16 protein-coding genes are annotated in these 18,653 nt (G+C 72.0%); 6 read left to right on the top strand and 10 right to left on the bottom strand.

Annotated features, from left to right (window positions below; all coding sequences use genetic code 11):
- Positions 1-69: 69 nt before the first annotated feature.
- From ACYVNR_RS13710 to ACYVNR_RS13695, 4 genes are all read right to left on the bottom strand, one after another.
- Complete coding sequence (locus tag ACYVNR_RS13710; protein ID WP_461048624.1) at positions 70-1,557, bottom strand: dihydrolipoamide acetyltransferase family protein; 1,488 nt, start codon at positions 1,555-1,557, stop codon at positions 70-72.
- A gap of 15 nt (positions 1,558-1,572) precedes the next feature.
- On the bottom strand, positions 1,573-2,559 hold the full coding sequence (locus ACYVNR_RS13705) for an alpha-ketoacid dehydrogenase subunit beta (RefSeq protein WP_461048622.1): 987 nt from the start codon (positions 2,557-2,559) through the stop codon (positions 1,573-1,575).
- Positions 2,559-3,713: a pyruvate dehydrogenase (acetyl-transferring) E1 component subunit alpha gene (gene pdhA, locus ACYVNR_RS13700; RefSeq protein WP_461048620.1), complete on the bottom strand. Its 1,155-nt coding sequence runs from the start codon at positions 3,711-3,713 to the stop codon at positions 2,559-2,561. Before pdhA ends, ACYVNR_RS13705 begins: the two co-directional genes overlap by 1 nt.
- A gap of 237 nt (positions 3,714-3,950) precedes the next feature.
- Positions 3,951-5,372, bottom strand: a complete 1,422-nt coding sequence (locus ACYVNR_RS13695) for an AAA family ATPase (RefSeq protein WP_461048618.1) — start codon at positions 5,370-5,372, stop codon at positions 3,951-3,953.
- 115 nt (positions 5,373-5,487) lie between these two features.
- Between ACYVNR_RS13695 and ACYVNR_RS13690 the strand changes: the two genes are divergently transcribed.
- A complete protein-coding gene (locus ACYVNR_RS13690) occupies positions 5,488-5,934 on the top strand; it encodes a nitroreductase/quinone reductase family protein (RefSeq protein ID WP_461048616.1) in 447 nt (148 codons plus the stop codon).
- Here ACYVNR_RS13690 and ACYVNR_RS13685 read toward each other — a convergent pair.
- The 4 genes from ACYVNR_RS13685 to hisC form a co-directional block, all read right to left on the bottom strand.
- Positions 5,918-6,325 carry a glyoxalase superfamily protein gene (locus ACYVNR_RS13685; RefSeq protein WP_045189583.1) on the bottom strand — a complete coding sequence of 136 codons (408 nt, stop codon included), beginning with the start codon at positions 6,323-6,325 and terminating at the stop codon, positions 5,918-5,920. The genes ACYVNR_RS13690 and ACYVNR_RS13685 overlap by 17 nt on opposite strands.
- A 58-nt stretch (positions 6,326-6,383) precedes the next feature.
- Positions 6,384-7,070 (bottom strand): hypothetical protein, encoded by a 687-nt coding sequence (locus ACYVNR_RS13680; RefSeq protein WP_461048614.1) that lies wholly within the window; start codon positions 7,068-7,070, stop codon positions 6,384-6,386.
- The gene (locus tag ACYVNR_RS13675) at positions 7,067-7,744 is read right to left on the bottom strand and encodes a hypothetical protein (protein WP_461048612.1); all 678 of its coding nucleotides are present in this window, start codon (positions 7,742-7,744) and stop codon (positions 7,067-7,069) included. Before ACYVNR_RS13675 ends, ACYVNR_RS13680 begins: the two co-directional genes overlap by 4 nt.
- 63 nt (positions 7,745-7,807) lie before the next feature.
- A complete protein-coding gene (gene hisC, locus ACYVNR_RS13670; protein ID WP_045189591.1) occupies positions 7,808-8,923 on the bottom strand; it encodes a histidinol-phosphate transaminase in 1,116 nt (371 codons plus the stop codon).
- 147 nt (positions 8,924-9,070) lie between these two features.
- Here hisC and ACYVNR_RS13665 point away from each other — a divergent pair, with 147 nt between their 5' ends.
- From ACYVNR_RS13665 to ACYVNR_RS13645, 5 genes are all read left to right on the top strand, one after another.
- Complete coding sequence (locus tag ACYVNR_RS13665) at positions 9,071-10,159, top strand: 6-phosphofructokinase (protein ID WP_045189594.1); 1,089 nt, start codon at positions 9,071-9,073, stop codon at positions 10,157-10,159.
- Between the two features lie 4 nt (positions 10,160-10,163).
- Positions 10,164-10,541: a phage holin family protein gene (locus tag ACYVNR_RS13660; protein WP_045189596.1), complete on the top strand. Its 378-nt coding sequence runs from the start codon at positions 10,164-10,166 to the stop codon at positions 10,539-10,541.
- Positions 10,542-10,655: 114 nt separating this feature from the next.
- Entirely contained in the window at positions 10,656-11,852 is a 1,197-nt protein-coding gene (locus ACYVNR_RS13655) for an exonuclease SbcCD subunit D (RefSeq protein WP_461048609.1), read from the top strand.
- 1 nt (position 11,853) lies between these two features.
- On the top strand, positions 11,854-14,847 hold the full coding sequence (locus ACYVNR_RS13650; protein ID WP_461048607.1) for an AAA family ATPase: 2,994 nt from the start codon (positions 11,854-11,856) through the stop codon (positions 14,845-14,847).
- Positions 14,848-15,077: 230 nt separating this feature from the next.
- Positions 15,078-15,458, top strand: coding sequence for a DUF1304 domain-containing protein (locus ACYVNR_RS13645; RefSeq protein WP_461048605.1), 381 nt, complete (start codon positions 15,078-15,080; stop codon positions 15,456-15,458).
- An 87-nt stretch (positions 15,459-15,545) separates the two neighbouring features.
- On the opposite strand, the gene ACYVNR_RS13640 is transcribed toward ACYVNR_RS13645, so the two are convergent.
- Both ACYVNR_RS13640 and paaN read right to left on the bottom strand, forming a co-directional pair.
- Positions 15,546-16,871: an MFS transporter gene (locus tag ACYVNR_RS13640; RefSeq protein WP_461048603.1), complete on the bottom strand. Its 1,326-nt coding sequence runs from the start codon at positions 16,869-16,871 to the stop codon at positions 15,546-15,548.
- Positions 16,872-16,925: 54 nt separating this feature from the next.
- Positions 16,926-18,650 (bottom strand): phenylacetic acid degradation protein PaaN, encoded by a 1,725-nt coding sequence (paaN, locus tag ACYVNR_RS13635; protein WP_461048601.1) that lies wholly within the window; start codon positions 18,648-18,650, stop codon positions 16,926-16,928.
- Positions 18,651-18,653 lie beyond the last annotated feature (3 nt).

Genomic DNA, 18,653 nt, shown 5'->3' with positions numbered 1-18,653 from the left:
TGCGTGTTGGAACACTGAGTCCGAGACTGAACGCGGCGTTCGGTTGGTGCGGGGGGTGGGGCTCGGCGGTCAGCCCCAGACGAGGGCCTGGGCGGGGTCGGCCAGGATCGCCGCGAGGTCGCTGAGGAACCTCGACCCGAGCTCGCCGTCGATGAGGCGGTGGTCGAAGCTGACCGCCAGCTGCGTGACGTGGCGGATCGCGATCTCGTCGTTGCCGTCGGCGTCGGTGACGACCCACGGCTGCTTGCGGATGGCGCCGAAGCAGACGATGGCCGACTCGCCCGGGTTGATGATCGGCGTGCCGCTGTCGACGCCGAAGACGCCGACGTTGGTGATCGTCATCGTGCCGCCCGACATCTCGGCCGGCTGGGTGCGACCCTCGCGGGCCGTCGCCGTGAGCGCGCCGATGGCCTGCGCCAGCTCGAGCATCGACATGCCGTGGGCGTCCTTGATGTTCGGGACGATCAGGCCCCGCGGGGTCGCCGCGGCGATGCCGAGGTTGACGTAGTTCTTCTGGACGATCTCCTGGGCGGCCTCGTCCCACGTCGCGTTCATGCCCGGGTTGCGCTTCACCGCGAGGACGAGCGCCTTGGCGAGCACGAGCAGCGGCGTGACCTTGACGTCCTTGAACTCGCGGCTGCCCTTGAGGCGGTCGACGAGCTCCATCGTCTTCGTGACGTCGATCGTGATCCACTCGGTGACGTGCGGGGCGGTGAACGCCGAGCCGACCATCGCCTGCGCGGTCATCTTGCGCACGCCCTTGATCGGGGTGCGCTCCTCGCGCGGGCCCGAGCCGAAGGGGGCGTATGCCGTGCCGCCCGGTGCCGCCGCACCGTTGACGCCGGCTGCGGCCGGGGCCGAGACGGCCTGCGCCGCAGCGGAACCCGAGCCGGACACGAAGGCGTGCACGTCGTCACGGGTGATGATGCCGTCAGTGCCGGACCCCTGGACGGACCAGAGGTCGACCCCGAGGTCCTTGGCGAGCTTGCGCACCGGGGGCTTCGCCTTCGGGCGGCCCTCGCGAGAGACGGGCTCGGCGACCGCGGGGGCCGGGGACTCGGTGCGCGGCGCCGGGGCGACATGCTCGGCGACCGGTGCGGCCGCGGCGACCTGCTCGGTCTCGGTCGGGGCCGAGGCCACGGCGGCGGATGCCACGGGCGCGGAAGCGGACCCGGACGGGGCGGCGGCCTTGCGCGGGCGACGCGCGGTCGCGCCCGCCTTGGCGCCGTAGCCGACGAGGATCGCCTCGCCGGCACCACCCGACGCACCGTCGGCCTTGTCTGCGGCGGGTGCGGCCGGGGTCTCATCGCCACCCTTGCCGTCGTCGATCGAGATGATCGGTGTGCCGACGTCGATGGTCTGGCCGACCTCGACGAGCAGCTCCTTGACGGTGCCCGCCCACGGGATGGGCAGCTCGACGAGCGACTTGGCCGTCTCGATCTCGAGCACCATGTCGTTGACCTTGACGGAGTCGCCGGGCGCGACCTTCCACTCGACGATCTCGGCCTCGACGAGGCCCTCGCCGGGGTCGGGCAGGTTGAACGTCTTGATTGCCATGTGTCGCAGCCCTTCTCAGTACGCGAGCGCGCGGTCGACGCCGTCGAGGATGCGGTCGAGGTCGGGGAGGAACTCCTCCTCCATCCGGCTCGGCGGGTAGGGGATGTTCGCACCGTTGACGCGGATGACCGGTGCCTCGAGCTCGTAGAAGCACTGCTCGGTCACCTGGGCGGAGATCTCCGACGCCATGCCGAGGAAGCTGCTCGCCTCGTGCACGATGACGAGACGGCCCGTCTTGCGCACCGACGCCACGATGGTGTCGATCGGCAGCGGCGACAGCGAGCGCACGTCGATGACCTCGATGCTCGTACCCTCCGCCTCGGCGGCCGCGGCGGACTCCATCATCGTCTTGACGACGGGGCCGTAGCCGAGGAGCGTCACGTCGGTGCCCTCGCGCAGCACGGCAGCCTCGAAGAGGCTGCGGGGCGCTGACGTCGCTGCCGTGTCGTACTCGGCGCGGTCGTGGTAGCGCCGCTTCGGCTCGAAGAACATCACCGGGTCGTCGCACTCGATGGCCTGCTGGATCATCCAGTGCGCGTCCTCGGGGTTGCTGCACGCGACGACGCGAAGGCCGGCGGTGTGCGCGAAGTACGCCTCGGGGCTCTCGGAGTGGTGCTCCGGGCTGCCGATGCCGCCGCCGAACGGGATGCGGATGACCATCGGCATCTTGATCGCGCCGAGCGAGCGGGCCCGCATCTTCGCGACCTGGCTGACGATCTGGTCGAACGCCGGGTAGACGAAGCCGTCGAACTGGATCTCGCAGACGGGCCGGTAGCCGCGCAGCGCCATGCCGACCGCGGTGCCGACGATGCCCGACTCGGCGAGCGGCGAGTCGATGACGCGCTCCTCGCCGAAGTCCTTCTGCAGGCCCTCCGTGATGCGGAAGACGCCGCCGAGCTTGCCGATGTCCTCACCGATGAGCACGACCTTGGGGTCGGCCTCCATGGCCTTGCGCAGGCCGTTGGTGATGCTCTTGCCGAGGGTGACCTTCTCGAGCGCCATCAGTTCGCCTCCTCGAAGCTCGCCTTGTAGGCAAGGTAGGCGGAACGCTCCGCCTCCATGACGGGGTGGTCCTCGGCGTAGATGTGGTCCCACATCGTCTCGCCGGCCATCGTCTCCATGTTGACGCAGCCGTCGCGCAGCTCCGCGGCGAAGCGGTCGGCCTCCTCGTCGACGCCGGCGAAGAACTCCTCGTCGGCCATGCCCTCGTGGGCGAGGAGGGTCTTGAGGCGCAGGATCGGGTCGCGGAACTTCCACTCCTCGACCTCGGCCGAGACGCGGTACTTCGTCGGGTCGTCGGCCGTGGTGTGCGCACCCATGCGGTAGGTGTAGGCCTCGATGAGCAGGGGGCCGTTGCCGTTGCGGGCCTCGTCGAGACAGTGCTGCGTCACGGCATACGTGGCGAGGATGTCGTTGCCGTCGACGCGCACGCCCGGGAAGCCGAAGCCGCGGGCGCGCTGGAAGAGCGGGATGCGGGTCTGCTTCTCGACGGGCTCGGAGATGGCCCACTGGTTGTTCTGGCAGAAGAAGACGACCGGGGCATCGAAGCTCGCCGCGTAGACGAACGCCTCGTTGACGTCACCCTGCGAGCTGGCGCCGTCACCGAAATAGCAGATGACGGCGGTGTCGCGGTCGGGGTCGCCGGTGCCGACGTTGCCGTCCATGCGCACACCCATGGCGTAGCCGGTGGCGTGCAGCGCCTGCGCGCCGATGACGATCGTGTAGAGGTGGAAGTTGTTCTCCTGCGGGTCCCAGCCGCCCTGGCTGACGCCGCGGAAGAGCTGCAGCGAGCTCTGCGGGTCCATGCCGCGCACGAAACCGACGCCGTGCTCGCGGTAGGTCGGGAAGACGAAGTCGTGCGGCTTGAGCGCGCGGCCGGAGCCGACCTGGGCGGCCTCCTGGCCGAGCAGGCTGGGCCACAGGCCGAGCTCGCCCTGACGCTGGAGCGCGTAGCCCTCGGCGTCGAGACGACGGATCAGGACGAGGTCGCGGTAGAAGCTCCGCAGGTCCTCGGGTGTCAGGTCCGCGACGTACTTGTCGTAGTCGGGGTGGGACACGCGCTGACCTTCGGGGGTCAGCAACTGGATCATGTCCGGGCCACCGTCGCCGACCGCGGGGGTCGGCTCGTGCAGCTCGGCGACAACCTTGTCGCTCACGTGGGGCTCCTTTGCCGGTGAGACCGGCCTACTCGTTCGGCCCGCATACGGGGGTCACCCGCTGTCGGCTTCTGGGGGGCGCAGAGCCGCCGTTCGTGACGACGGACACGTGCTTGGTCCTCGACCCGGAACTTACCGGAGAGCCCTGCGAATCTCACAATGCGGGACGGCTAGGCGACCGTCGTGGACGTTCCCGAGCAGGTATGCCGTCGCGTCGGGTGCGGGCGTCGGGTGCGGTCAGCGGCGGGTGCCCCACGACCAGGCGGGCGTCGTGAGCAGACCCTGGCCCTGCACGAAAGTCTCACCGAGGTCCTTGGCCAGGGTGATGCCCCGGGCCGGTGAGCCGAGACCGACGCGGGTGTCGTCCTCGTCCTCGTCCTGGTCGGCGTCGTCGTCGAGGTCGACGACGCCGAGCTCGTCGATGAGGGCCCGGGAGTGGGAGACGACCATGACCTGGCTGCGCTCGGCGGCCGCGCGGATGAGGCGCGCGAGGGGCGGCAGCAGCTGCGGATGGAGCGAGGTCTCGGGCTCGTTGAGCACCATGAGCGGCGGCGGGTCGGGGGTGAGCAGCGCCGCGACGAGCAGCAGGTAGCGCAGGGTGCCGTCGGAGAGCTCGGCGCCCGACAGCGGTCGCAGCATGCCCGGCTGGTGCAGCGCCACGTCGAAGCGGCCGCCCTCGACGGTGACGTCGAGGATCGCCCCGTCGAAGGCGTCGGCGACGGCGTGGTCGAGCGCGCGGTCGCCCTGCTCGCGGATGGTCTGGAGCGCCGCGGCGAGGTCGCGGCCGTCGTCGGCGAGCACCGGTGTGCGGGTGCCGACCTGCGGCGTACGGGCCGGCGCGCCGGCGTCGGCCCGGAAGCCGTCGTAGAAGCGCCAGCCGCGCATCATCCGGCGCACGCGCAGCAGCTCTGGAGCCCGCTCGGGGTCGGCGAGCTCGGTGAGCATGCTCTCCCACGGCCGCAGCGACCGGGTCAGCTCGGTCCAGCCCGGCCGACCGCGTCGGCTGCCACCGGCGGACCGGGCGTCCGGCCCGCCGGAGGGCGCGGGGTCACGGTAGGCGGCGCCCGACCCGGTGCGTGAGCCGGGCGCCTCCACGGGGTCGGACTCCCACTCGGACTCGTCCTCACCCTCGCTGCCGCCCCAGCCGGCGTCCCAGTCGTCGTCGCTGCCGGAGGTCGCGCGGGTCTCGACGACGCCCCACCGGCGACGCACGAGCACCGAACCGGGACGCATGACCGGCCCGGACCACACGACCTCGCGCTTGATCTCGGGGTCTCGCAGGAACGCGGAGGCCGACCCGGCGTCCACCCCGGAGGCCTGTTGCGGCAGGCCGAGGTCGACGAGGTAGCCGAAGTCGTCGGACGCGAATCCCAGCTGCAGGCTGACCGGCCCCTTGCGCCGTGTGCCCTGGACGGCATGGCCCCGGTCGCGTGCACCACCGAGGGTCGCGGGCCCGGCCCAGAGCGCCGACTGGAGCCCGCCCTCGCGCGCGAGCGTGCCGATGACGTCGCCCCGACCACAGCCGGCGAGCAGCCGGAGGGAGCGGTAGAGGCTCGACTTGCCGCTGCCGTTGGCGCCGGTGACGACGTCGAGCCCGTGGAGCGGCACGACGACGTCGCGCAGCGACCGGTAGCCCGAGACGGCGACGGCGGTGAGCATGACCCGACCGTATGCCGCGGCGCCGACACCGCGCGTCTGCCGCCTTCGCCCGCCCGCGCGCGTTGACGCCGTCGAACGGGAAGCGGGATTCTGGAGTCATCCGGAGGAGGGTTCGGTGGCGACCTTCAAGCATCAGATGACCCGGAACGGAAACGCGATCGGGCTGTTCCTTCATCGAGCCCTCAAGGGGCGGCTCGACGCCTTCGGCGACCAGAAGGTGCTGATGCTCTGCGCCCCCGGTCGACGCACCGGCCTCCCCCGGTCGGTCATGGTGCGCTTCCTCGAGTACGAAGGCGGGTTCCTCGTCTGGGGCACCGGGAGCGGCTCACCCACCGAGCCGGACTGGTTCCGCAACCTGCGCCGCGCCTCGCGTGCACGCGTCGAGATCGGCACGACCCCGGTCGAGGTCGTGCCACACGTACTGGCCGGCACCGAGCGCGACCGCGTCTGGCGGGAGGTCGTGCTGGCAGCCGTCCCGGGTGTCGCGAAGTACGAGGCGAAGGCGGGCCGCATCATCCCGGTTGCCGTGCTGCGGCCGGTCGACGTCAGTCCTGCGGGTTGACCCCGTCGCCACCGGCCCCGGCCGACCAGGCCGGGAGCTGCTGCAGCGACCAGCGGTTGCCGTCGGGGTCGGAGAAGTAGACGAAGCGCCCCCACGCCTGCTCGTCGACCTCGGACGCCTCGACACCGCGGCCGACGAGCTCGGCGCGCAGCGCGTCGACGTCGGCGACGACCATCTGGAGGTTGTCCAGGCCACCGGGGACCATCTGGGTCAGGCCCTTGCCGATGGCGATCGAGCAGGCCGAGCCCGGGGGCGTCAGCTGCACGAAACGGACCTCGTCACTCACGGTGTAGTCGTGGTCGGCGTTGAAACCCACCCGGTCGACGTAGAACTCCTTGGCCCGGTCGACATCGGTCACGGGGACGGCCACCAGCTCGAGCTTCATGTCCATGACGGCACGCTAGCCCCGACCACCGACGCTGCGGGGCCCGAGCAGCCACGAATGCGGGTCAGGGCCGTCCGGCGTCGCGGTCGTCGGTGAACCCGACCTGCGCGCGGTCCTTCGCCTCGTCGGGCTCGGGCGACGGTCTCCGGCCCCCGGCACGGACCCACGCCGCGACGGTCCCGCGGACCCTCGAGGCCGCGGACGGTCCGAGCAGCAGCGCCAGGGCGACGAGCAGTAGGACAAGGGCCAGGGACTCCGACCAACCGGCAGCGGTCGTCACGGTGCGCACCGAGGGCTGGAGCATCGCCGTCCTGTCGTCGAAGGACCACCGCGCGACGGTCGACGAGGCCACGGTGCCGAGCGCCAGCGCCGTGCAGACCGCGGCGAGCTGCTCGGTCCGCCGCCCGGGCCGCACGGCGACGGCGACGAGCGCGACCGCGGCGAGCACCAGGACCGCCACGAGGAGCAGCAGGCGCGGGACCGGGTGCGGCCCGATGTCGTCGTCGAGCACGAGCCCGTCGGAGGTGTAGCTGACGACGTCGCGACCCCACGCCCAGAAACGCTGCTCCGACCCACGCGTCGGGTCGCCGCTCCTGGGCATCCGCACCGAGAGGACCAGCGTGGGCCAGACCGTCGTCGTCCCAGCGAGCACGAGGCCGAGGCCCCCCAGCGTCGCCGCGGCCACCGGGGCCGCGCGAACGACCCGTCCACCGCGCCGCCCGGTCACGCCCTCACCCCCGCTCGTCCTCACCCCCGATCGTCCTCCACGAGCTCGACGGGCGGCCCGGAGAGGTGCTCGCCCGCGGGCCGCAGGGCGCCCCTCTCCAGTGCAACCGGGCGGCCCGGGAGCACCCGGCCCGGCGTGCGACCGGGCTGCGGCTCCTCGTGCGCCGCCGGCACCTCTGCACGGTCGAGTCTCGAGGTGAGCACCATCGCGACGACCGCGCCGAGCAGCACGACGACCGATGCCGTCTCGAGCGTCCCGGGAAGCGTCATCTGGGTGCGCACGGTGAGCCCGGCCACGCCTTGGTCGACCTCGGTGAGCGAGGCGTTCACCCGTGATGCCACGGTCGTGAGGGCGCTACCGGCGAGCAGTCCCACGCCGGCGGGGGCGGCCGCCGAGGCGAGCGGCCGGTGCAGCAGCCACAGCACCACGCACACCGTCGCGCCGGCCGCGAGGAGACCGAACACGACGAGCCCCAGCCAGCTCCAGGTGTCCTGCAGCTCGACGTTCTCGACCCCGGTGACCCGGACCCTGCCCCAGCGCCAGTCGGACTCGGTCTTGAGCAGGGCCCCGCGCTCGCGGTCCGAGACCGACATGGTCCTCGTCGGTTCGACGAACGACGGCAGGAGCAGCAGCACTCCGACCAGGGCGAGGCCGCCGCTCGACCAGCGGGCGGCGCGCCGGGTGCCCTGCGTGTCCATGGGCGACCTCCGAAGGAGAGCTGTGCCGCACCACTCCGGGCGGCCAGTCCATTCTCGCCTCGATCAGCGCGCCCCGAAACGCCCCGCCACCTCGACGAGGCGCGTGTTCGCCTCGGGTTCGCCGATCGTGACCCGCACGCCGTCGTCGCCGTACTGCCGCACCATCAGGCCGGCCTCCTCGCACGCCTGCGAGAACGCGGTCGAGTCGGCCCCCAGCGGGAACCACACGAAGTTGGCGTCGGACTGCGGCAGCTTCCAGCCCTGGTCGGCGAGCGCCCGCACCACGCGGTCCCGCTCGGCGACGATCGTCTCGACCCGCTCGGTCAGCTCGTCGAACGCGTCGAGCGAGGCGATCGCGGCCGCCTGCGCGATCGAGTTCACGCCGAACGGCGTGGCCGTCTTGCGGAGCGCAGCGGCGACCGGAGGGTGCGCGACGGCATACCCGACGCGCAGGCCGGCGAGGCCGTACGCCTTCGAGAAGGTGCGGAGGACGACGACGTTGGGACGGTGGCGCCAGACGTCGAGACCGCGTACGGCCTCGGGGTCGCGGACGAACTCGACGTACGCCTCGTCGACCACGACGATGACGTCGCTCGGCACCTTGTCGAGGAATGCCTCGAGCTCGGCCTGGTGCACGCAGGGACCCGTCGGGTTGTTCGGCGTGCAGACGAGCACGACGCGGGTGCGCTCGGTGATCGCGGCGAACATGGCGTCGAGCCGGTGGCGGGCCTGCTCGTCGAGACCCACCATGACGGGCGTGGCGCCGGCGAGCTGCGTGACGATCGGGTAGGCCTCGAAGGAGCGCCATGCGAAGACGACCTCGTCGCCGGCGTCGCAGGCGGCGTTGACGATCTGCGCCAGTACGGCGACCGAGCCGGTGCCCGTCGCGATGCACTCGGTCGGCACGTCGAGCGCCTTGGCGAGACGCTGCGTGAGGGCGGTGACTGCCATGTCGGGGTAGCGGTTCACCGACGCCGCAGCGCCGTCGATCGCCGAGAGCACCGACGGGAGCGGGCCGTACGGGTTCTCGTTGGACGACAGCTTGTAGGCCGTCACGCCGGCGGGCGCCGCCGCCGGCTTGCCCGGCTTGTAGTCCGGCATCTGCGCGAGGACCTCACGGAGCCTGACGCCGGGGTTCACGTCGGGGTGCTGGGAGGGGTGCTCGGCCGCGTCGCTCATACCCGAACTGTAGAGGCAGTGTCCACGGCGGCGACCGCCCCATGGACGCAGGACTGACGCGGCGCCCGCTCTGTGGCTAGGCTCACATCGTCGCGTCAGCGCCGCCACGACACCCTGTTTGCTGCCCACTCTCCGAAAGTCCACTCAATGCGCATCGGCATTCTCACCGGGGGCGGGGACTGTCCCGGCCTCAACGCCGTCATCCGCGGCGCGACCCGCGCCGCCGAGGTCACCTACGACAGCACCGTCATCGGCTTCCGCAACGCGTGGCGCGGTGTCATGGACAACGACTACGAGATCCTCGACGTCGACCGCTGCCGCGGCATCCTCCCGCTCGGCGGCACCATCCTCGGCACGTCCCGCGACCAGCCGTTCGCCCACGAGGACGGCCTCAAGCGCGTGCGCAAGGCATACGACCGGCACGGCCTCGACGCGATCATCGGCATCGGCGGCGAAGGCTCCATGGGCGTCGTCAACCGCCTGCACGAGAACGGGTTCCCCGTCATCGGCGTGCCGAAGACGATCGACAACGACATCTCCCTCACCGAGATGACCTTCGGCTTCCAGACGGCCGTGCAGATCTGCACCGACGCCATCGACCGCCTCCACACCACCGCCGAGTCGCACCACCGGGTGCTCGTCGTCGAGGTGATGGGCCGGCACGTCGGGCACATCGCCATCTGGTCGGGCCTCGCCGGCGGCGCCGCCATCACCCTCGTGCCCGAGGAGCCGTTCGACATCGACGAGGTGTGCGAGCGCATCGTCCACCGCCACAAGAAGGGCCGCTTCGCGACGATCGTCGTCGTCGCCGAGGGCGCCCTCCCCAAGGAGGGCACGATCGAGATCCCGGCGCCCGAGGTCGACAAGTACGGCCACCAGATCCTCGGCGGCATCGGCTCGATCCTCGCCCGCGAGATCCAGGGCCGCACCGGCATCGAGAGCCGCATGACGGCGCTCGGCCACATCCAGCGCGGTGGCTCGCCCGTGGCGTTCGACCGCGTGCTCGGCACCCGGTTCGGCGTCGCCGCGGTCGAGGCGGCCCTCGACGGCGCCTGGGGCCAGATGGTGGCCCTGCAGAACGGGCACATCGAGCGCGTGCCCGTGGCCGAGGCCATCGGCTCGCTCAAGATGGTCGAGCCCGACCTGCTGCGCCTCAACGCCATGTTCCAGCCGCGCATCCCCGGCGACGAGCACCCCGGCCTGCCCGACGATTCGCCTGCCGCCGTGGAACACTGAGCGCATGCTCATCAACTTCGCGCTGCAGACGGTCATCAACGCCGTCGCCCTGTGGATCGCCGCGTGGGCCATCCCGGGCATCACGTTCGGCGAGGGCCGCACGGGCAACATCTTCTGGACGGTCGTCCTCGTCGCCCTGATCTTCGGCGTCGTCAACGCCCTCATCCGGCCCGTGGCGAAGCTGCTGTCGATGCCGTTCATCATCCTGACGCTGGGACTGTTCGTCTTCATCGTCAACGCGCTGATGCTCGAGCTCACCTCGTGGCTCGCCGGCAAGCTCAACCTCGCGTTCCACATCGACCACTTCTTCTGGGACGCCGTCTTCGGGGCGCTCATCGTCACCTTCGTGTCGATGATCCTCAGCTTCGCCAAGCGCGACTGACCACCACCAGACACCCCGGTATGCCGTGAGCCCGCTTCCCTCCGGGGAGGTGGGCTCACGGCATACCGGGGTGTCGGTTTCGGGGCTGTCGGCGCGGAGTCCTACCGTCGGGGCATGCGGTTGCTCCACACCTCCGACTGGCACCTCGGGCGCACGCTCCACGGCGTGAACCTCCACGAGGCCCAGACGGCTGTCCTGGAGCGCATCTGCGAGCTCGTCGAGTCGCCGCCCGACGGCATCCCCGTCGACGCGGTGCTCGTCGCAGGCGACGTGTACGACCGCGGCGTCCCGCCCGTCGAGTCGGTGCAGCTGTTCGAGTGGACGCTGTCGCGACTGTCCGCCGTCACCACCGTCGTCGTGACCTCGGGCAACCACGACTCCGCCATCCGCCTCGGCTACGGCTCGGGCCTCTTCCGCGACCGCATCCGCATGGTCACCGACCTCGGGCAGCTCGACCTACCGGTCCTGCTCGAGGGCAGCGACGGCGTGCGGGGCGCGATCTACGGCATCCCCTACCTCGACCCCGACCACGCGCGAGTTGCGCTGGCCGGTGGTGGTGAGCCGCTGCCGAGGTCGCACCAGGCCGTCGTCGGCGCCGCCGTCGAGCGCATCCGGGCCGACCTCGCCGACCGCCCCGGCGTGCGCTCGGTCGTGCTGGCCCACGCGTTCGTCGCAGGCGCCGAGCCGAGCGACTCCGAGCGCTCGATCATGGTCGGCGGCGTCGACCGGGTGGCCGGCACCGTCTTCGCCGGCATCGACTACGCGGCGCTCGGGCACGTCCACGGACCCCAGGCCCCCGACTCGGCCGACGGGTCGGTGGTGCGCTACTCCGGGTCGCCGCTGCGCTACTCGTTCTCCGAGCAGGACCACGAGAAGGTCGTGCTGCTCGTCGACCTCGACGAGACCGGCCCGGCTCGCGTGACTCCGGTCGAGATCTCCCAGCCTCGCCCGATGGCGACGCTCCGGGGCCGACTCGACGAGCTGCTCGAGGCACCCGAGCACACGCATGCCGAGAGCGCGTGGGTGCGGGTCACGGTCACCGACCGCGTGCGGCCCGACTCGCTCATGGACCGCCTCAAGTCACGCTTCCCGCACGCCCTCCAGGTCTTCCACGACCCCGAGGGGGCGGTCGAGCGCACCCGGGGCGGCACCACCGTCGTGAGCGAGCGCGACCCGCGCGAGCTCGGCTCCGACTTCATCGCCTACGTCACCAAGACCGAGGCGAGCGACGGCGAGGTCGACGTCTTCGCAGCCGGCTACGAGGCCGCCGTCGTCGCCCAGCACAAGGCCGAGGCGCAGGAGGTGGCGTGACGTGCAGCTGCACCACCTCTCCATGACGGCGATCGGGCCGTATGCCGGCACCGAGGTCATCGATTTCACCACCGTGGGTCGGGCCGGGCTCTTCCTGCTCGAGGGACCGACGGGATCCGGCAAGTCGACCATCATCGACGCCATCACCTTCGCGCTCTACGGCAAGGTCGCCCAGGCCTCCGCCGACGTCGAGCGCATCCACTCGCACCACGCCGACCCGCGCACGGTGCCGGTCGTCGTCCTCGTCTTCGAGACCCAGTCGGGCCTCTACCGGGTGCAGCGCACACCCCGCTTCGAGCGGCCGAAGTCGCGCGGCACCGGCTCGACCGTGCAGCAACCGACGATCAAGCTGTGGCGCCTGCAGACCCCCGACGACCTGACGGGCGGCGAGCTGCTCTCGACCAACATCGGCGACTGCGACGACGAGATCACCCGGGCGGTCGGTCTCACCCGCGACCAGTTCGTGCAGACCGTGATCCTGCCGCAGGGTGAGTTCGCCACCTTCCTGCGGGCCCGGTCCGAAGACAAGGGCAAGCTCCTCGAGAAGGTGTTCGGCACGGCGTTCTTCCGCCGTGTGCAGGACGAGATCGTCGAGGCCGGCAAGGCCGCCCAGGCGCGCCGGCAGTCGGCGGTCGACGAGATCCGCCTGGCCGTGCACGCGCTCGCGGTGTCGGCAGGTCTGGAGACCGAGCGCCGCGACGTGCTCGAGGCCCTGAGCCGCACGGCGCCGGATGCCCTCGAGGCCGAGCTGTCGCAGGTCGTCGACGAGCTGACCACGCGCGAGCGCCACGCCGGCAAGGCCAGCCGCGAGGCCATCGAGAGCCACAAGCAGATGGCCGACATGGTCAGCGACGCCAGGCTGCGCATGCAGCGCCGCGAGCGCCTGCTGGCGCTGCAGCAGCAGGAGCACGACCTCGGCAAGCAGGCGGTGCGCTTCACCGAGCTGCGCGAGGAGGTGGCACGCGCGCAGCAGGCTCGGCCCGTCGCCGGCGCGGTGCGCACCCTGGCGCTGTCCGAGGCCGCCCTCAAGCGCGCGGCCGCGGCGCTGGCCAAGGCGCGCGAGCAGGTGGAGCCGGCCCTGCGCGACCACGGTCCAGCCGCCCTGCGCGAGGCAGCTGCCCGGGCTCGCGAGGTCGTCGGCTCGCTCACCGGCGCGATCGCGGTCGAGACCGCCCTCGCCTCACGGTTGTCCGAGCAACGACGACTGGCCGAGCACCGAGACGGCATCCGGCGCTCCGTCGCCGCGGTCACCACCGAGCTCGAGGCCCTGCCGGTGACCATCGGCACCCACGAGGAGGCGCTCACCGAGGCACGGCGGCTGGCCGCCCTCGTCGACGGACGCACGGCAGAGGGGTCCCGCGCCAAGGAGCGGCTCGAGGCGGCGCTCGCGCACGCCGCTGCCGCGGGACGGGTCCCCGGGTGCGAGGCCGCGGCGGCCGAGGCGTTGTCTGTCGTGGCAGCTGCCGAGACCGGGCTCGCCGGGCTGCGTCGCGCCCGCATCGAGGGCATCGCCGGCGAGCTCGGCCTCTCCCTCGTCGACGGCGACCCGTGCCCCGTGTGCGGGTCGACCGAACACCCCTCCCCGGCGCACCCGACCCTCGACGCCGTCACGCCCGAGCAGATCGACGCCGAAGAGACCCGCGTCGTGGACCTGCGGCGACGCGCGACGCACGCCGCCGACGTCCTCGGGGCCCTGCGCTCCGAGGTGCGCGAGCTCGCGGCTCGCGCAGACGGACTGGACGTCGACACCGCCCGCGCCCGGGCCGAGGCCGCCGGCCGCGACCTGGCCGAGTCGGTCCGTGCCCGCTCCGACGTCGAGGCCGGTGCGGCGCGACTCCGCGAGCTGCGCGACCGTGTCGACACCCTGTCGGCGCAGGCCGCGCGACTGGCCGCCGAGCTCGCTCGCTCCGAGCAGGCCGTCACTGACCTCGACACGCGCATCGCCGAGGAGACCACCCTCGTCGAGCAGGCACGCGACGGCCACCCCAGCGTCGCCGCCCGACGAAGCGACCTCGTGGCGGCCGCCGGTCGCATCGACGCGCTCGTCGACGCCATCGGCCAGCGCGACGTCGCCGCCGCGGCCGTCGCCGAGGACACCGCCGTCCGCGACTCCGACCTCGCCCAGTTCGGCTTCGCCGACGTCGCCGAGTGGATGGCGGCCGACCGCAGCGCCGAGTGGATCAGCGCCCGCACCAAGGAGATCGACGACTTCGAGCGCGCCTGCACACAGGTGCGGGCGGGGCTCACCGGTCCTGAGCTCGCCGACGTCCAGCTCGATGCGCTCTTCGACGACATCGAGCAGCTCGAAGCCCTCGCCGTCGCCGCCAAGAAAGACATGGAGGCCGCCGCCCACGAGCACGGCAGCCTGCGCGACCAGGTCGCCCGCACCAAGCGGCGCGTGGCCGACATCCGCGAAGCCCTGTCGCGCAACGCCGCGGTGATCGCCGAGACCGCCGACGCCGTCCGGGTCGGTCAGCTCGTCGCCGGCAACGGCGACAACCAGCTCAACCTCGACCTGGCCAAGTACGTCCTCATCCGCCGCTTCACCGAGGTGCTCTCGGCCGCCAACACGGAGCTCGGCCGCTTCTCCGGCGGTCGCTACACGCTCGAGCACACCGACGCGAAGAAGGGCAACGCCAAGTCGGGCCTCGGGGTGCGGGTCCACGACATGCACACCAACCAGGTGCGCGAGGTCGGCACGCTCTCGGGCGGCGAGACCTTCTACGTGTCCCTGTCGCTCGCGCTCGCCCTCGCCGAGGTCGTGCGCGCCGAGTCCGGTGGCGTCGACCTCGGCACCCTCTTCGTCGACGAGGGCTTCGGCACCCTCGACCCCGACGTGCTCGACGACGTGATGCACACCCTCGAAGGGCTGCGCGAGGGTGGTCGCACGGTCGGCATCGTCAGCCACGTCACCGAGCTGAAGTCCCGCGTCGCCGACCGCATCGAGGTGCTCGTCCGCCCCGACCGCACGAGCACCCTCCGCATCACCGCCTGACCGGCTCGCTCCTCTCCGACCGAGAGAGCACTCCGTCACACGACCCGGGCCCGCCGTTCGCCGCGCCCCCGCGTTCCCCCACCCAATCGAAAGAACGCTCCGTCACGTGCCGCGAGTGACAAAGCGTTCTCTCGACTGCGGCGGTGGCGGGCGGAGGCCAGCGATCGAGAAAGCGATCCGTCCGGTTCGGTGCACGGCGTCGGCGGGCGGGCCGCTCTACGATCGCGAGCATGAGCGTCGTCGCGAGCGTGTTCGTCGGTCTGGCCGCCCTGCTCCACGCCTACATCTTCTGGATGGAGAGCGTCGCCTGGACCCGTCCCGACATCTGGCGTCGGTTCGGGGTCGCCGACCAGACGGCCGCCGACGTGACCCGGCCGATGGCGTACAACCAGGGCTTCTACAACCTCTTCCTCGGCATCGGCGCCGCGCTGGGCATCGTGCTGTGGTGGACCGGCCACCACGAGGTCGGCAAGACCCTCATGCTCTTCTGCGCCGGATCGATGGTGGCCGCCGCGACGGTGCTCATCACGACCGGCAAGAGCTACCTGCGGGCCGCGCTGTCGCAGGGCACGATCCCCCTCATCGGCTTCGTGCTGACCCTCTTCATCTGACCTGGCCAGGACCCCACCTCCGCTCGAGTGCTTGATTCCCGACGCGGGCTCGGTCGGAAGGTGAGCACTCGGTGGAGCCAGGCGGGGTCAGGCGGGGGTCGGGACGTCCGCGTCTCCACGCCGGCGGGGCCCGCGCGTCGCGCCGATGACGAGCACGACGACACCGACCACGGCGGAGCCGAGGGCGAGCATCCCGTAGCCGGCGGACCCCACGACGACACCCGCCGCCACACCGCCGAAGGCACCCGCGAGGCCCATGAGCACGTCGGCCAGGCCCTGGGCCGCCGGCCGCTCGTCGGTGGAGACCGCCGAGGTGAGCAGGGTCGAGCCCGACACGAGCGTGCACGACCACCCGACCCCGAGCAGGAAGAGGGCGACGAGCAGCAGCCCCGACCAGCCGGCGTGCGAGCGCGACGCCAGCACGGCGGCGAACGCCAGCACCGCGCCGCCGGTTGTCGCCACGGCCGGGCCGCCCCAGCGGTCGACGGCCATGCCGACGAGCGGCGACAGCGCGAACATGCCCAGGATGTGCATGGAGATGACGAAGCCGATGACCTCGAGCTCGGCGTGGCCGTGCTTCATGTGGATCGGTGTCATCACCATGACGCTCACCATCACGAGGTGGCCGAGGGCCATGATGAGCATCCCCTGGAGTGCTGCCGGGTTGGCGCGCAGCACGGCGAGGCCACGCCGCATCGAGCCGTCGTGGTTCGGGCCGTCGTGCTGCGAGGCGTCGGCGACCGAACCCGAGGTCGGGTCGTCGCCGCCCACGCCCGCGACGACCGCGTCTGCCCGGACCATCTCGGCGACGGCCCGACGCGCCTGGGCATCGAGCGTCCGCGCCGCGAGCAGCGGGTCGGGGCGCAGCAGCCGGTCGACGACGAGCCACGCCAGCACGAACCCCGCGAGTGAGAAGACGAAGACGCCTGACAGCTCCGGCACCCCGACGGCGTGCGCCACGGCCTTGCCCGGCCCGACGAGGTTGGGCCCGGCCACCGACCCGATGGTCGTCGCCCAGACGACGATGCTCAGGTCACGCCCCCGGCGCGCCGGAAGCGCGAGGTCGGCGGCGGCATACCTCGTCTGGTTGTTGGCAGTGGTGCCACCGCCGAAGAGGAACATGCCGACGACGAAGAGCGGGAACGAGCGCAGCACGGCGGCGACGAGGACCACTGCCGCGCCGACGAAGGCGAGGGCGAGGCCGAGGCGCAGCCCGAGCCGCCTGCCGCGCGCGGCCGTCGCCCTCGCCACCGGGATGGTGATGAGGGCCGTGCCGAGCACCTGTGCCGTGGTGCCGACGCCGGCGAGCGCCTCGGTGCCGCTGAGGTCCTCGGCGAGCAGCGCGCCCACGGCGATGCCGCAGGCCATGCCGACTCCCCCGAGCACCTGCGAGCCCACCAGAGTGCGAATCACCCTGCGCTGCAGGGCATCCCGGTCGATCGACGCTGGAGCCAGAACCACGAGACGTCAGACGTGCCGGCGTGACGTGATGACGCGGAAGCGGTTCGCGACGAATGCGGCGTCCGTGTAGGCCGCGTTGGCGGCGGGGTTGGCGCCGGTGCCGTGCAGGTCGGAGAACGCCGCCGTCTGGTTGACGAAGATCTGGCCGGTGAGGTTCTCGGAGAGGGCGACCCCGCCCGCGGCCGCCGCGTCGCGAGCCGCGTCGAGCACGTCCTCGCTGGTCGAGTAGACGGCGGCCGTCATCGCGCCGTGCTCGTGCACGGTGTCGGCGAGCTGGGCGAGCGACTGGTCGGTCGAGGCGGTGCGGATGAGGAAGCCGACGGGCCCGAAGCACTCCTGCGTGTAGACGTCCTCGCGGGCGACGTCGAGCGCGACGAGGCCGGGGGCGCGGACGACCGCGTCGGCGTACGCCGGGTGCGTCACGCGACGTGAGTCGAGCACGACCCGGCCGTCGGAGTCCGACGCGAGCTGCGGCAGCGAGTCGGCGTTGGCACGCACCTGGTCGTTGACCGTCGCGCCGAGCAGCTCGACCGCCTTCGCGTCGTCACCGGTGAGACGCCCCACCGCCCCCGCGAGCTTGTCGCCGAACTCGTCGAACGACAGGTGGCCCTCGTCGGTGTCGATGCCGTCGGCAGGCACGTAGAGGTTCTGCGGGGCGGTGCACATCTGCCCGGAGTAGAGGGTGAGGCTGAAGGCGAGGTTGCCGAGCATGCCCTTGAGGTTGTCGGTCGAGTCGATGACGATCGAGTTGATGCCGGCCTTCTCGGTGTAGACGAGCGCGCCGTGGGCGCCGGCGGTCTCCTCGAGCCAGGCGCCGAACGTCGGCCCGCCCGTGTAGTCGATGATCGCGACGTCGTCGCGCTCGGCGAGCGTCTTGGCGAGCCCCTGGCCGTCGGCCTCGGCGGCAAGCTGCACGAGAGCGGCGTCGAAGCCGGCCTCGGCCAGCACCTCGCGCGCGACCTCGACCGAGATCGCGAGCGGCAGCACGGCCCGCGGGTGCGGCTTGACGACGACCGGGTTGCCGGTGACGAGCGAGGCGAAGATGCCGGGGTAGGCGTTCCACGTCGGGAACGTGTTGCAGCCGATGACGAGCGCGATGCCGCGCGGGACGATGCGGTAGTCCTTCTGCATGCGCGTCGGCGCCGGGTTGCCCTCGCGGTCACGGCCGGGCTTCTCCCACACGACGGAGGCCGGCACGCGCTCCTGCTCGACGAGCCCCGCCGCGACAGCCTCGACGGCACGGTCCTGCGCGTGCGGACCACCGGCCTGGAAGGACATGACGAACGGCTGCCCCGACGTGTGCATCACCGCGTTGGCGATCTCGAAGCTGCGCTTGTTGATGCGGTCGACGATCTCGACGCACACCGCCGCGCGCACCTGTGGCGCGGCGTCGCGCCAGGCGGGGATCGCTGCCCTGGCCGCCTCGAACGCGGCGTCGACGTCGAGCGCCGGGTAGGTCGTGCCGAGCGTCGGCCCGTAGGGCGACACCTCACTGCCCACGAAGGTGCCGTCGGTCGGCTGGCTCGACAGGGCGGCATACGGCTGCCCGAGGTGGGCCTCGTAGGCCGTCAGGCCCTCCGCCGCGGCGGTCTCGCCGTAGACACGGGGACTGGGAGACTCGGGGTAGCGGGAGTACCAGGAGCGCGTGGTCAGGGCCTGACGGATCTCGTCGAGGACCCCGGCGTGCGTGTCGAGGAGTGCGTGGGTGGGCGTCGTTGCCGGTGCAGTCACAAG

It is taken from the genome of Terrabacter koreensis (assembly GCF_054783315.1).
This window is presented reverse-complemented; position numbering and strand designations above follow the sequence as displayed.